At 71.3% G+C, this 14302-nt stretch carries 10 protein-coding genes and 1 pseudogene; 9 read left to right on the top strand and 2 right to left on the bottom strand.

Features of this window, described 5'->3' with window-relative positions; all coding sequences use genetic code 11:
- Positions 1-47 precede the first annotated feature (47 nt).
- The gene (locus CT688_RS11975) at positions 48-1526 is read left to right on the top strand and encodes an MFS transporter (RefSeq protein WP_107757075.1); all 1479 of its coding nucleotides are present in this window, start codon (positions 48-50) and stop codon (positions 1524-1526) included.
- A gap of 116 nt (positions 1527-1642) precedes the next feature.
- On the opposite strand, the gene CT688_RS11970 is transcribed toward CT688_RS11975, so the two are convergent.
- The gene (locus CT688_RS11970) at positions 1643-2149 is read right to left on the bottom strand and encodes a MarR family winged helix-turn-helix transcriptional regulator (RefSeq protein WP_107757074.1); all 507 of its coding nucleotides are present in this window, start codon (positions 2147-2149) and stop codon (positions 1643-1645) included.
- Positions 2150-2369: 220 nt separating this feature from the next.
- Here CT688_RS11970 and CT688_RS17780 point away from each other — a divergent pair.
- Positions 2370-3209, top strand: a pseudogene (locus CT688_RS17780) (acyclic terpene utilization AtuA family protein); the annotation flags it as partial.
- 140 nt (positions 3210-3349) lie between these two features.
- Positions 3350-3778, top strand: coding sequence for a hypothetical protein (locus CT688_RS17775; protein ID WP_234414857.1), 429 nt, complete (start codon positions 3350-3352; stop codon positions 3776-3778).
- 26 nt (positions 3779-3804) lie between these two features.
- Here the strand turns inward: CT688_RS17775 and CT688_RS11960 are convergent, their stop codons facing one another.
- Positions 3805-5400: a class I adenylate-forming enzyme family protein gene (locus CT688_RS11960; protein WP_231750315.1), complete on the bottom strand. Its 1596-nt coding sequence runs from the start codon at positions 5398-5400 to the stop codon at positions 3805-3807.
- A 159-nt stretch (positions 5401-5559) separates the two neighbouring features.
- Between CT688_RS11960 and CT688_RS11955 the strand changes: the two genes are divergently transcribed.
- The 6 genes from CT688_RS11955 (at position 5560) to CT688_RS11930 (ending at position 14302) form a co-directional block, all read left to right on the top strand.
- Positions 5560-6378 carry a TIGR03084 family metal-binding protein gene (locus tag CT688_RS11955; protein WP_107757072.1) on the top strand — a complete coding sequence of 273 codons (819 nt, stop codon included), beginning with the start codon at positions 5560-5562 and terminating at the stop codon, positions 6376-6378.
- A gap of 131 nt (positions 6379-6509) precedes the next feature.
- Positions 6510-8261 (top strand): acyclic terpene utilization AtuA family protein, encoded by a 1752-nt coding sequence (locus CT688_RS11950; RefSeq protein ID WP_107758175.1) that lies wholly within the window; start codon positions 6510-6512, stop codon positions 8259-8261.
- On the top strand, positions 8258-9436 hold the full coding sequence (locus CT688_RS11945) for an acyl-CoA dehydrogenase family protein (protein ID WP_107757071.1): 1179 nt from the start codon (positions 8258-8260) through the stop codon (positions 9434-9436). Before CT688_RS11950 ends, CT688_RS11945 begins: the two co-directional genes overlap by 4 nt.
- Positions 9433-11031 (top strand): acyl-CoA carboxylase subunit beta, encoded by a 1599-nt coding sequence (locus tag CT688_RS11940; protein ID WP_107757070.1) that lies wholly within the window; start codon positions 9433-9435, stop codon positions 11029-11031. The genes CT688_RS11945 and CT688_RS11940 overlap by 4 nt, the downstream gene beginning before the upstream one ends.
- A gap of 11 nt (positions 11032-11042) precedes the next feature.
- Entirely contained in the window at positions 11043-13115 is a 2073-nt protein-coding gene (locus CT688_RS11935) for a biotin carboxylase N-terminal domain-containing protein (RefSeq protein WP_107757069.1), read from the top strand.
- Positions 13116-13120: 5 nt separating this feature from the next.
- The gene (locus tag CT688_RS11930; RefSeq protein WP_107757068.1) at positions 13121-14302 is read left to right on the top strand and encodes an acyl-CoA dehydrogenase family protein; all 1182 of its coding nucleotides are present in this window, start codon (positions 13121-13123) and stop codon (positions 14300-14302) included.

The following is a 14302-nucleotide window of genomic DNA, read 5'->3' as shown; positions in this document are numbered from 1 at the left end:
TCGCCGGAGGTCCGATACCCGGCGAGCCAGACACGACTGGAGTTGTCTTGACGCAGTCCCGAACCACCCCGCCGGGGGACGCGGCACCGCAGTCCCCCACCCTTCCGCCGGTCGAGCAGAAGACCTCGCTGAAGAAGGTCGCCGCGGCCTCCTCGATCGGTACCACCATCGAGTGGTACGACTTCTTCATCTACGGCACCGCCGCCGCGCTCGTCTTCCCGGCGCTGTTCTTCCCCGATCAGAACCCCGCGACGGCGACGCTGTCCTCGTTCGCGACGTTCGCCGTGGCGTTCTTCGCCCGGCCCGTCGGTGCGGCGATCTTCGGCCACTTCGGTGACCGGATCGGCCGCAAGAACACCCTCGTGTGGACGCTCATCATCATGGGCGTGGCGACCGTGTTCATCGGTCTGCTGCCCGGGTACAACACCGGGGCCTTCGGCGTCTTCTCGGGCGGCATCGGGATCTGGGCACCGACACTCCTCGTGGTGTGCAGGTTCTTCCAGGGCTTCGCGGTCGGCGGCGAATGGGCCGGAGCCACCCTGCTCACGGCCGAATACGCACCCGAGGGTAAGCGCGGCATGATGGCCATGTGGCCGCAGCTGGGCGTGGCCTTCGCCTTCTTCCTCTCCTCGGGCACGTTCCTCGTGTTCTCCCTCGTCGCCGGTGGCGGCGCGGACCTCGACAGCCCGTTCATGCAGTACGGCTGGCGTATCCCGTTCCTGCTCTCCGCCGTCCTGGTCCTGGTGGGCCTGTGGATCCGTCTGACCGTCGAGGAGACCCCCGTCTTCCGCCAGACCCAGGCCCGCGAGGCCAAGGAGGCCGCCGCGACCGCGGCGGCGGACCGGGCCGCGAACAGGGCCACCGCTCCCAAGACGCTGCCCTTCGCCGATGCCCTGCGCTTCCAGTGGAAGGAGATCATCATCGCGGGTGGCGCGCTCACCTCGCTGTTCTCCCTCTTCTACATGGGCACCTCGTTCCTCACCAACTACGCGACCGCCACCCTGGGGCACTCGCGGCCGTTCGTCCTGGCCATGGGCATGATCGCCGCACTGATCTTCGGCGCCGCCATCGCGTTGTCGGCGATGTACTCCGACAAGATCGGCCGGAGGAAGGTCATCGGCACCTCGGTCGGGCTCGCCATCCCGTGGACACTGGTCGTCTTCCCGATCCTCGACACCGGGTCGACCGTCGCCTTCGGTCTGGTCCTGTTCGTCACGCTGGTCATCTTCGGCATCGCCTACGGCCCGGCCGGCGCGCTGCTCCCGGAGCTGTTCCAGGCCCGCTACCGCTACACCGGTGCCGGCCTGGGCTACAACCTCGCCGGCATCCTCGGTGGCGCGTTGCCGCCGCTGGCCGCGGCCGCGATGATCGGCGCCGGCAACACCCTGGGTGTCGGCCTGATGCTCTCCGCCCTGTCGATCATGTCCATGATCTGCATCTTCCTCATGACGGAGTCGAGCAAGAACGTTATCCACGCCGACGCCGAGCCGGACGACTCGCGGCTCGTCGCCACCGAGATGCCGTGACCGAGGTCTGACGAGCTCGGTCCAGGATCCGCACGACGGATCCTCCCCGGACAGCCGCGCCCGGCCCCACCCGAGAGGGGGCCGGGCGCGGTGTTGTTACTCCGGGGCCCCGCTGGTCAGAAGTCGCCGGCGGTCCGCCGGAGCGACGAGATGGCCTCGATCAGCGCCGACTGTTCCGACCGGTCCATCCCGGGATCGGAGAAGACCCCGGCGTTGAGCGCTGCTGTGGCCTCGGAGACCACACGCCGACCCTCGGCGGTGATCTCCACCAGGGTCGTCCGTCCGTCGGTCGGATGTGGTCGGCGTTCGACCAGCCCGGCGTCCAGGAGACGCTTCATGGCGCTGGTGACGCTGGTGACGTGTACCTGCAGTCGCTCGGAGGCCTTGGTGATGGGCAGTGAGCCTGACCTCGAGAAGGCCAGCAGTCGGAGGAGTTCATAGCGGGGGAACGAGAGGTTCCACGGGCGTAGTGTCTCCTCCACCCTCGCCAGGAGGATCTGGTGCGCGCGCATGATCGACGTCACCACGGTCATCCCCTGGGCCGCGTCGGTCCATCCCTCGCGTTCCCAGTTGGCGCGGGCCTGGTCGATGCGGTCGGGGATCGGGGCGGTCCTGGGGGGCACGGCTCACTCCTGGAGGACACGGCGGGCGTCTGATCAGGCGAGTCTATCCGCCCGGTCCCCGTGCGACCGGCAGACGTGCGGGACGGGACGCCCGGCGGGCCTTCGGGACGGCGACCCCGCATATCCTCGTGGGCGCCTGTCGTTCCACGCTCGCCTCGCCGGGACCGGGGGCATGCTGGGATAGGCGTACGCCGTCCACCGACAAGGAGTCCGAGGATCGATGACGACCACCCAGAGCCCCCTCCGCATCGGAAACGTCTCGGCCTCACGTGGTGACCGCGCCACCGCGACGGCCGAGTTCCTCGACGCCGCCACGCTCGACGTCCTCGCCCTGGACATGCTCTCCGACGAAGCGGTGCTCGAGCTCGCCGGGCAACGGGTGGCGGGCGGGCCGGGTTACGAGCGGGCCGCGGTGGTCCAGATCGGCGAGTGCCTCGACCGCCTCGGCGCCGGGGGGGTCCGGATCGTCACCAACGCCGGCGCCCTCGACCCCGAGGGGCTCGCCGTCGAGCTGCGCGACCTCGCCCGCTCGCGCGGACTGGACCTCGCCGTGGCCTGGCTCGACGCCGGTGACGTGACGGGCCGGGCCACCGCACTGGGTCTCGGGGAGGTCGATGTCGCGACGGTGCGCCACGGGGCGTTCGGCATCGCGAGGGCACTGGCGGCCGGGGCCGTCGTCGTCGTCACCGGTCGCGTCAGCCGCGAGGCCCTCGTCACCGGCGCCGCCGCGGCGCACCACGGGTGGACACCGTCCGCACTCGACGCGCTGGCCGGATCGGTCGCGGTGGGGCATGTGCTCTCCGGCGGGCCCGGCGCGACGGGGGTCGTGGATTCGTCGACCGATGTCACCCGCACCACCGACCCCGTGACCGGCGGATACCCCATCGCGGAGATCGCCGACGACGGGTGCGCGGTCGTCACGCGCCATCCCTCCGCCTTCGGCTCGGTCACCGTCGGGACCGTCACCGACCAGCTCCTCGACGGCGTCGCGGGAGCCCGCTACGCCGCGCCGGACGTGGTACTGCGCCTCGATTCGCTCCGGCTGGCCCAGGAGGGCGCCGACCGGGTCCGGATCAGCGGGGCGCGTGGCGAACCGGCCCCCCCGGTCGTGGCGGTGGTGGGCATGAGCCGGGGGACGGGGAGGGTGCGCGTCCCTCCCGTGTCGCCCGTCCGGTCGCGCAGGAGGACGCCGGGCACTCGGTGGTTCTGCCCGACGGGTCGCGCGTCGCGGTCCCGGTCCCGCGGGAGACCGCGGACATCGGGCCCGGTGACCTGCCGTCCCCGTGGACCCCGGGCACGATCCCGGGCGGACGACCGGTCGCCGCCGCGCTGGGATCGGTGGCGAGCGTCCGCCGGGGAGTCGTGGGGCGCGGCGTCAACATCGCGGTGTGGACCTGGGACGACGCCGCGTTCGCGTGGCTCGCCGGCGAACTCACCGATGAGCGGTTCCGTGAACTCGTCCCGGGGCTGGAGGGCATGGACCTCCACCGCTACCTGCTGCCCAACCTCCGGGCGGTCAACGTCGTCGCGCGGCCCCCGCGGGGCGAGGTGTTGCGACCCGGCCTCGGGTCCGACCTCGCCGCCGCGAGCCTGGAGATCCCGGGTGAGCTCCTCGAGGTCGGCCCCTGACCGGGACCGCGGCTGACCGGGACCGGTCAGGTCGCCGCGCGGAGCTCGACCTTCCGGATCTTGCCGGTCGCCGTGCGCGGGATGGTGTCGACCACCACCACGTCTCGCGGCCGGTGTGAGGAGGACAGACGCTCGGCCCCGAACTCCATGACCGAGGCCTTGAGCTCGTCCCCGTCCGGCGCACCCTCGGCGGGGACCACCACGACCACCACGAGCTCGCCCCACCTGGGGTCGGGGCGGCCGACGCACGCGACCTCGGCGATGTGCGGGTGGTCCATGAGGACACGCTCGACGTGCAGTGACGAGACGTTCTCGCCGCCGGATTTGACGATGTCCTTGACGCGGTCGGCGAACCACACCACCCCCTCGGTGTCGATGCGCCCCAGGTCCCCCGAGTGCAGGCGGCCGCCCACGAACGCCTCGGAGTTGGCCTCGGGGTTGTTCCAGTAGCCCTCCATCACCGTGGGGCCGCGGTAGACGATCTCACCGTCCTCCCCGGTGGGCACGAGTGCGGAACCGCCCGGTTCACTGATCCTGTTCTCCGCGATCGGGGTGGGGTACCCCCAGGAGTCGGATTTGTCCGGGTTGAGCTCCGGCCACTGCATGACGGTGGCCGGAGTGCACTCGCTCATCCCCGAGGCCAGGACTATCCGGGCATCCGGGAGTGCGGCGTCGAGGCGCCGGCGCATCTCCTCGGACATCGGGGCCATGGCGTAGAGCAGGAACCGGAGCGAGGACAGGTCGAGGCCGCGGTCGGTCGCGTCCGCCAGGGCCTCCAGCATGAGGGGCAGGCCCACCAGGTGGGTGGCCCGGACGCGGGCGACGGTCTCGGCGTATCCGACCGGGTCGAAACCCGGCAGGAGGTGGACGGTCGCCCCCATGGTGACCGCCGACAGCAGGACCCCGTTGAGACCGGCGGTGTGGAAGAGGGGGAGCGGGCACACGGTCACCGAGGCCTCGGCGCCCCAGTTCAGGCCGAAGACGGCCCCGTTGCCCAGGGCGGCCATGGACACGGCGAGGTGCGAGGTGAGGACGCCCTTGGGGCGTGAGGTGGTGCCCGAGGAGTAGAGGCACTGCACGACCTGGCGGTCACCGATCACCGTGTCGGGGCTGGAGTCGTCGCCGGACAGCAGGTCGTCCCACCCGATCAGGTCGGGACCGTCGGCGGAGGCCGTCAGTCCGTCGGGGACGCCTCCGATGACGACGACGGTCCGGATCCCGGGCATGGCGGCGACCGCTCCCATCACCAGTTCCGCGAGTGAACCGTGAACGACGAGGATGCGGGTCCCCGAGTCGGTCAGGGCGTGCGCGATGTTGTCCAGCCCGGACAGCAGGTTGATGGGCAGCGAGACCATCCCGGCCTTGGCCGTGCCGAAGTAGGTGGCCACGAACTCGCGGCAGTTCGTCGACAGGATCGCGACCGGCTCCTCCGCCTCGATTCCGTGCGCCACCAGACCGTGGGCGAACCGGTTGGAGACGGACTCGAGTTCGAGGAAGGACCACGACCCGGCATCGTCCGTGAGGGCGGTCCGGTTCGAGAAGGTGGCCGCCGCCCGGGTGGGGATGTCGCCCACCGAGCACCGGCGGGCCAGGGCGTGGTCCACGGGGTCGATTCCGGTCATGTCCAGTCGCATGGTGCCTCCGTAAGGGGTCGGGGAGAGGGGTCGGGCGTCCCGCGTCGGGAGTGATGTGGGTCACCGTGGGCCACCCTCCCAGTCGTCGCGGAGAAAAGCAAGCAAGCATGCTTGCTTTATTTGGGCGGAGGTGGAATCGTTCCCGCCATGACCAACCCCCCGCCCTCCGAGACGGAGGACCCGCACGCCGCCCTCGCCGCCCTCAGCGCCCGGGTGGACGAGCTCGTCGAGGTCGCCGGGTCCGATCGCTGGCACACCGCCACCCCGGCCGCGGGCTGGGACGTCGCCATGCAGATCGCCCACCTGGCCTGGACCGACGAGGTCTCCGTGACCGCCATCCGCGACGCGGACGCCTTCCAGGCCGTGGTGGACACGGCGATGGCCGACCCCGCCGGTTTCGTGGACGCCGGCGCCACGGAGGTCGCGGCCGCCGGCCGCGACGAGGTCCTGGCACGATGGCGCCTCGCCCGTGGGGAACTCGCCGACGCCCTCAAGGCCGCCGACCCGGGGGAGCAGATCCCGTGGTTCGGCCCGCCGATGCGGCCCAAGTCCATGACCACCGCCCGGATCATGGAGACCTGGGCCCACGGGGTGGACGTCGCGGACGGGCTCGGCGTGGCCGTCGATGCCGACCCGGCCTTCCGCGCCGCCCTCCCGCACGTCGCCCGGCTGGGCTGGAAGACCAGAGGCTTCTCCTACCTGATGAACGGGCTCGAGGTCCCCGCCTCCGAGGTGCATCTCGCGCTCAGCCGGGCCGACGGCACCGTCCTCGAGTTCGGCCCGGACGACGCCCGGCAGCGCGTCACCGGACCGATCCTCGACTTCTGCCTGCTGGTGACGCAGCGGGTGCACCTCGACGACACGGCTCTCGAGGCCGTCGGCGAGGACGCGCGGGGCTGGCTGCGCATCGCCCAGGCGTTCGCCGGCCTCCCCGGCGGCGGCCGCGAGAAGGGAGCCCGGGCATGACCGCGAACACCGCCCCGCTCCGCGTCGGCCCTGAGTCGGCCGTGCCTCCGCTCCGCGTCGGCCCTGAGTCGACGGTGCCTCCGCTCCGCGTCGGCCCTGAGTCGACGGTGCCTCCGCTCCGCGTCGGCAACATGTCCGGGTTCTACGGCGACCGGTTCTCCGCCATGCGCGAGATGCTCGACGGCGGCGAGCTCGACGTCCTCACCGGTGACTACCTGGCCGAACTCACCATGCTCATCCTCGGCCGCGACCGGATGAAGAACGCCGAGCTGGGATACGCCAAAACGTTCCTGCGCCAACTCGAGGACTGCCTCGCACTGGCACTGGAGAAGAACGTCACCATCGTCGCCAACGCGGGCGGGGTCAATCCGGCGGGTCTCGCCGACGCCGTCCGCGAACTGGCGGGCCGCCTCGGACTGTCCCCCGAGGTCGCCCACGTCGAGGGTGACGACCTCATCGCCCGGGTCGGCGAGCTCGACATCCCCGCCGACGCAGGGTTCCCCGTCACGGCCAACGCCTACCTCGGTGCCTTCGGCATCGCCCGGTGCCTGGACGCCGGCGCCGACATCGTCGTCACCGGTCGCGTCACCGACGCGTCGGTGATCGTGGGGCCGGCCATCAGCCACTTCGGTTGGGGCCGACACGACCTCGACGCGCTCGCCGGCGCCACCGCCGCGGGTCACGTCATCGAGTGCGGGACCCAGGCCACGGGCGGCAACTACGCCTTCTTCAACCGGGGTGAGATCGCCGACCCCGTCGCCCCCGGCTTCCCGATCGCCGAGATCTCGTCCGACGGCACCTCCGTCATCACCAAGCACCCCGGAACGGGAGGTGCGGTCACCGTCGGCACCGTCACCTCGCAGTTGCTGTACGAGGTCACCGGGGCCCGGTACGGCGGCCCCGACGTCGTCACCCGACTCGACACCGCCACTCTCACGCAGGAGGGGCCCGACCGGGTGAGGATCTCCGGCGTGGTGGGAGAGGCGGCCCCGCCCACCACCAAGGTCTCCGTGACGTGCCTCGGCGGCTTCCGCAACGAGCTCACCTTCCTGCTCACCGGGCTGGACATCGAGGACAAGGCGGCGCTCGTGGAGCGCCAGTTCCTCGCCGGGCTGGCCACGCGACCCGCGGAGATCGACTTCCGTCTGCAGCGCACCGACCACCCCGACGCCGACACCCAGGCCGCCGCGACCGCGCTGCTCACCATCGTCGCGTGGGATCCGGACCCCGACGTCGTGGGCCGCGCCTTCTCGGACGCCGCCGTCGCGATGACGCTGGCCAGCTACCCGGGTGCCACCCCCAGCGCGCCGCCCGGACGCGGGGGCCCGTACGGCGTGTACGTCCCCGCCTACCTCCCGCAGGACGCGATCCCTCATGTCGCGGTGCTGCCCGACGGCACGAGGGTCGACATAGCGCCTCCGGAGGACACCCGTGAGATGGGCGACGGCCACGCGTCCGACGGACTCGACGCCGAGGGAGCTCCGCTGCCGGAGTGGTCGTCCTCGGAGTCCACCACCCGGAGGCCGCTGGGGGACGTGCTCGGCGCCCGCTCGGGCGACAAGGGCGGCACCGCCAACATCGGACTGTGGGCCGGTGATCAGAAGGCCTACCGCTGGATGCGCGACACCCTCACCGTCGAAGAGATCCGCCGACTTCTCCCCGAGACCGCCGACCTGGCGATCGAGCGGTACGAGCTGCCGCGCATCAACGCCCTGAACTTCGTCGTCGACGGCCTGCTCGGCAAGGGAGTCGCCCACGGCTACCGCTGGGATCCGCAGGCCAAGGGTCTCGCCGAGTGGCTGCGCTCCCGCGTCGTCGACGTCCCCCACGACATCACCGCCCCCGTCCTCGCCGTTCCGGCACCCGCGAAGGAGAACTCGTGACCATCCCGCCCCACGTACCGGGCGACCCCTGGTACTCCGACGAGAGTCTCGCCCTGCGCGAGACCACGACCCGCTTCGCCCAGCGCGAGATCCTGCCCCACCAGGACGAGTGGGAGGCCGCGGGCGTGCTCCCTCGTGAGCTCCACGCCAAGGCCGGTCAGCTGGGCCTGCTCGGCGTCTCGTTCCCGGAGGAGGCCGGCGGCGGGGGCGGCGGCATGCGGGACTCGCTGATCGTGTGCGAGGCCCTCCACGAGGCCGGGGTCTCCGGCGGTGTGTTCGCCTCACTGTTCACCTGCGGTATCGCCACGCCACACCTGGCCCAGTCCGGCAGGCCCGACCAGATCGAGCGCTGGGTCGCCCCCACTCTCGCCGGCGAGATGATCGGCTCCCTGGCGATCACCGAACCCGGTGGGGGCTCCGACGTCGGGCGTCTCACCACCACCGCCCGCCGGGACGGGGACCACTACGTCGTCAACGGCGCCAAGACCTACATCACCTCCGGCACCCGCGCCGACTTCGTGGTGACCGCCGTGCGCACCGGTGGCGACGAGCTCAGGGGAGCGGCAGGCGTGAGTCTGCTGGTGATCCCCACCGACACCCCCGGTTTCCACCGTTCGGCTCCGCTGGACAAGCTGGGCTGGCGCGCCTCGGACACCGCCGAGCTGACGTTCACCGACTGCCGGGTTCCCGTGGAGAACCTCGTCGGCGCCGAGAACGACGGGTTCGCCCAGATCGCGATCGGCTTCGTGGGAGAGCGCGCGGCGCTGGCCGCGCAGGGGTACTCCCACGCCCAGCGCTGCCTGGACCTGACCCTGGACTGGGTCCGCGAACGCGAGACCTTCGGCCGACCCCTGCTCTCCCGGCAGGCCGTGCAGAACACCGTCACCGAGATGGCCCGCCGCATCGACGTCGCCCGCACCTACACCCACCGCTGCGTGGACCTGGCCGAGGCGGGGCACGATGCGATCGCCGAGGTCTGCTTTGCCAAGAACACCGCTGTCGAGTGCGCGGAGTGGGTCGCGACGCAGGCACTCCAGCTCTTCGGGGGACTCGGATACATGGCCGAGTCCGAGGTGAGCCGACAGTTCCGCGATGTCCGCCTGTTGGGCATCGGCGGAGGCACCACCGAGATCCTCACCACCCTCGCCGGACGTCGTCTGGGGTACACCGCATGAGCCTCCTACGATCCACGCTCGACACCACCGGCGCGGAGTTCGGTGCCGCCAGAGCCGCGATGGAGGACAAGCTCGCCCGGCTCGCGGCCGATCTCGACCCCGCTCTCGCCGGAGGCGGCGAGCGCAAGGTCGCCCGCCACCGCGAGCGGGGCAAGTTCACCGCCCGGGAGCGGATCGACATGGTCCTCGACCGCGAATCCCCGTTTCTGGAGCTGTGTGCGCTCGCCGCGTGGGGATCCGATTTCCAGACCGGCGCCTCCGTGGTCGCCGGCATCGGCGTCGTCGAGGGCGTGGAGTGCCTCGTGATCGCCAACGACCCCACGGTCAAGGGGGGCACGTCCAACCCGTGGACCCTGCGCAAGATCCTCCGACTCAACGACGTGGCCATGAAGAACCGGCTCCCGGTGATCAGCCTCGTCGAGTCCGGGGGCGCCGACCTGCCCACCCAGAAGGAGGTGTTCATCCCGGGAGGGGCGCTCTTCCGCGACCTCACCCGGTTGTCGAAGGCGGGCATCCCCACCATCGCGGTGGTCTACGGGAACTCCACCGCGGGCGGAGCGTACGTCCCGGGGATGAGCGACCACGTGGTCATGATCGAGGAGCGCTCGAAGGTGTTCCTCGCGGGGCCGCCCCTCGTCAAGGCCGCCACCGGCGAGATCGCCGACGAGGAGACCCTCGGCGGCGCCGACATGCACGCCCGCGTCTCCGGTCTGGCCGACCACCTGGCCACCGACGAGGCCGACGCCGCGCGTATCACGCGCGGCATCGTGCGCCGGCTCAACTGGACCAAGGCCGGGCGCGCCCCGCGCGCCGAGGTCGCCCCGCCGCTGTACGACGCCGAGGACCTCCTGGGCATCGTCCCCGACGACCTCAAGATCCCGTTCGATCCGCGGGAGATCATCGCGCGCGTCGTGGACGGGTCCGACTTCGACGAGTTCAAGCCGCTCTACGGGGCGAGCCTGGTGACCGGGTGGGCCGAGATCCACGGGTACCCGGTCGGCATCATCGCCAACGCCCGCGGTGTGCTGTTCAGCGCGGAGGCGCAGAAGGCCACGCAGTTCATCGAGTTGGCCAACCGGTACGACACCCCGCTGCTCTTCATGCACAACACCACCGGCTACATGGTGGGCTCGGAGTACGAGCGCGGCGGCATCATCAAGCACGGTTCGATGATGATCAACGCGGTCTCCAACTCCGAGGTCCCGCACCTGTCGCTCATCACCGCGGCCTCCTACGGCGCGGGCCACTACGGCATGTGCGGCCGCGCGTTCGACCCCCGGTTCCTCTACACGTGGCCGAGCGCCAAGTCCGCGGTCATGGGGGGTCAGCAGCTCGCCGACGTGGTGACCTCCGTGGCCGCCGCGGCCTCGGCCGCGCGGGGTGAGGAGATGAGCCAGGAGACGATCGACGGTCTCAAGACCATGATCGCCGACCAGATCGAGAAGGAATCGCTGCCGGCCTTCCTGTCCGGGATGCTCTACGACGACGGCATCATCGACCCCCGCGACACCCGGACCGTCCTGGGTCTGAGCCTGTCCGCGATCCACTCCGGAGACGTCGCCGGAACCGACCGCTTCGGCGTCTTCCGGATGTGAGGAACTCCATCATGCAGAACGCACCCACCCCTGCGCCGACGACTCCGGCCCAGACCACCGTCGCCCCGATCACCTCGGTTCTCGTCGCCAACCGCGGTGAGATCGCCCGCCGCGTCCACCACACCGCCCGTGGCCTGGGCATGACCACGGTCGCCGTCTACTCCGATGCCGACGCGGACGCCCCGCACGCCCGTGAGGCGGACGCGGCGGTCCGGTTGCCCGGCAGTACCCCCACGGAGACCTACCTGCGTGGTGACCTTCTCATCGCCGCGGCGAGGGCTGCCGGCGCCGACGCGATCCACCCGGGTTACGGGTTCCTGTCCGAGAACGCCGGGTTCGCCCGCGACGTGATCGACGCGGGGCTCACCTGGGTCGGCCCGCCGGTGCCCGCCATCGAGGCGATGGGCTCGAAGATCGAGGCCAAGAAGATGATGGGCGAGGCGGGCGTGCCCATGCTCACCGATCTCGAGCCGGCCGACGTGACCGAGGACATGCTTCCGGTACTCGTCAAGGCGTCCGCGGGCGGCGGCGGTCGGGGCATGCGGATCGTCCGCACCCTCGACGCGCTCCACGACGAGATCGCCGCCGCGCGACGCGAGGCCAGGTCGGCCTTCGGTGACGACGCGGTGTTCTGCGAGCGGTTCCTCGAACGGGGCCGCCACATCGAGGTCCAGGTCATGGCCGACTCCCACGGGACCGTCTGGGCGGTGGGGGAGCGCGAGTGCTCCATCCAACGGCGACACCAGAAGGTCATCGAGGAGGCGCCGAGCCCGCTGGTTGAGCGGACCCCGGGCATGCGGGAGAAACTGTATTCGGCCGCCCGCGACGCCGCGTCCGCGATCGGGTACACCGGGGCCGGCACGGTCGAGTTCCTCGCCACCGACGACGGCGAGTTCTACTTCCTCGAGATGAACACCCGTCTCCAGGTGGAGCACCCCGTCACGGAGGCCACGACCGGCCTGGACCTGGTGGCGCTCCAGCTGGACGTGGCCGCGGGTCTGCCGCTGCCGTCCGGCGAACCCCCGGCCGCACACGGCTGGTCCGTCGAGGCGCGTCTCTACGCCGAGGACCCGGCCCACGACTACGCCCCGGGCTCGGGGACGCTCTGGGCGCTCGACGTCCCCGGGGTCTCCACCCGGTTCGAGGGCCCCCATCGACCCGGCATCCGGCTGGACAGCGGAGTCGAGCCGGGGCCGGACGGGGCGCTCGTCGGGGTGCACTACGACCCCATGCTCGCCAAGGTCATCTCCTACGGACGTACGCGTTCCGAGGCCTGCGCCGCGCTCGCCGGCGCGCTGACACGGGCGAAGATCCACGGTCTGACCACCAACCGGGCCCAGCTCGTCCGGGTCCTGCGCCATCCCGAGTTCATTGCCGGCAACCTGTCCACCGCGTTCCTCGACGACCACGGGTCCGCCGCGCTCGCCGCCCCGCTCGCCGACGACGAGGCCGTGCGGATCTCGGCCCTCGCCGCCGCGCTGGTGTCCGGGACCGCCGACCACGCCGCCGGCCCCGTGCCCCTGGCCCGGGCCGGATTCCGCAACGTCGGCCGCACCCTGCAGAAGCGGACGCTGCGCCACGGCGAGAAGGACCTCGAGGTGGCCTATCTCCGCGACCGTTCCGGCGCCCACCCGGATGGCGATCTCGCGGAGATCGTCGACGTCGGCCGGGTCCGTCCCGACGCGGTGGACCTCGAGATCAGGGGGGTGCGCCACACCTTCTGCGTACACCGGTACGAGGTGGCCGGCTCGGACACCGTCGTGGAGGTGGACTCGCCCCTCGGGCCGGTCTCACTCGTCGAACCGCCCCGCTACACCGATCCCGGCGCGGAGGTCGCCGCCGGGTCGTTGCTCGCCCCCATGCCGGGCGCGGTCATCCGGGTCGCCGTCTCCGTGGGCGACACCGTCACCGCCGGCCAACCGCTGTTGTGGATGGAGGCCATGAAGATGGAACACACCATCTCCGCGGCGGTGGACGGCGTCGTCAGCGAGCTCCCCGTCGAGGTGGGCACGCAGGTCGAGACCGGCACCACCCTCGCCGTCGTCACCGAGTCCGGCAGCACCGACCCCACCACCCAGGAGTGACCACGATGACCGACATCTCACAGATCCCCAACCCCGTCGTCGACACCGAGGAGCAGACGCAGCTCCGCAAGGTGGCCTTTGACCTGGGATCGCGATACGGCATGGAGTACATGCGCGAGAAGTCCGACGCCGGTGAGACCACCGACGAGCTGTGGACCGAGGCGGGCAAGCTCGGGCTGCTGGGGGTGAACCTGCCCGAGGAGTACGGCGGGGGTGGGGCCGGCATGACCGAGCTCGCGATGGTCGAGGAGGAACTCTCCGCCGCGGGCGCCGGGCTGCTCATGATGGTGGTCTCGCCCGCCATCAACGGCACGATCATCTCGCGCTTCGGTACCGAGGAGCAGAAGAAGCGCTGGCTCCCGGGCCTGGCCTCGGGCGAGATCATCACCTCGTTCGCCATCACCGAGCCGGACGCCGGGTCCAACTCCCACGCCATCACCACCACGGCCCGCCGGGACGGCGCGGACTTCCTGCTCAGCGGGCAGAAGACCTACATCTCGGGGGTCGACCAGGCCGACGCGATCCTCGTGGTGGCCCGTCTCGAGGGCGCGACCAGCGGCAAGCTCCAGCCGGCGCTGTTCATGGTGCCCACCGACGCACCGGGCCTCGAGCGCACCCACATCCCCACCGAGGTGCGCACGCCCGAGCGGCAGTTCCAGCTGTACTTCGACGACGTCCGGTTGCCCGCCGACGCGCTCATCGGCGACGGCGACACGGCGCTGCTCATGCTCTTCGCGGGCCTCAACCCCGAGCGCATCATGGCGTCCGGCATGGCGATCGGGTCCGCGCGCTACGCGATGGACAAGGCCACGACGTACGCGAACGAGCGCTCCGTGTGGAAGACCCCGATCGGCGCTCATCAGGGGATCGCGCACCCACTCGCGCAGTGCAAGATCGAGCTGGAGCTGGCGCGTCTCATGATGCGCAAGGCCGCCGCGCTCGTGGACGCCGGCCTGGACGACCTCGCGGGCGAGGCCGCCAACATGGCCAAGTACGCCTCCGGCGAGGTCTCCGCCCGGACCGTCGACCAGGCCATCCAGACCCTCGGCGGCAACGGCCTGTCGGTGGAGTACGGCCTCGCCGGGATGCTCGCCGCGTCACGCCTGCCGCGCATCGCGCCGGTGAGTCGGGAGATGATCCTCAACTACGTTGCCCAGCACTCGCTCGGGCTGCCGAGGAGCTACTGA

Origin of the sequence: Dietzia sp. JS16-p6b, assembly GCF_003052165.1 — a bacterium.
GTDB lineage: Bacteria > Actinomycetota > Actinomycetes > Mycobacteriales > Mycobacteriaceae > Dietzia.
Note: the sequence above shows the minus strand (reverse complement) of the source record. Positions and strands in the feature narration are given on the sequence as shown.